At 58.0% G+C, this 407-nt stretch carries 1 protein-coding gene; it reads left to right on the forward strand.

The features are described from left to right. Positions 1 to 407: VCBS domain-containing protein (locus K5Q99_RS22220; protein WP_220778172.1), on the forward strand; the 407-nt coding region annotated here is incomplete at both ends.

The raw sequence follows: 407 nt of genomic DNA on the forward strand, positions 1-407 counted from the left end.
TGTGATTGCTGGCGACGATGTCGGCGCGGTCACTGAAGATGCCACCGATCCAGTTCTGACTGACAGCGGCACCTTAACCATTACCGATGCCGACAGCGGCCAGGCGGTATTCCAAGCGGGCAACGGCACTCCAAGTGTTGGCGCGCTCGGCAGCCTGACTATCGATGCGGCGGGCAACTGGACTTACAACGTCGATAACGCCGACGTGCAATATCTGGCTGAAGGCGAAACCAAGGTCGAAACCTTTGTGGTGTTGAGCCAAGACGGCACTGAGCACACAGTCACCATCACCATTACCGGCACCAACGATGTGCCTGTGATTGCTGGCGACGATGTCGGCGCGGTCACTGAAGATGCCACCGATCCAGTTCTGACTGACAGCGGCACCTTAACCATTACCGATGCCG

Source organism: Shewanella hafniensis (assembly GCF_019655335.1).
GTDB lineage: Bacteria > Pseudomonadota > Gammaproteobacteria > Enterobacterales > Shewanellaceae > Shewanella > Shewanella hafniensis.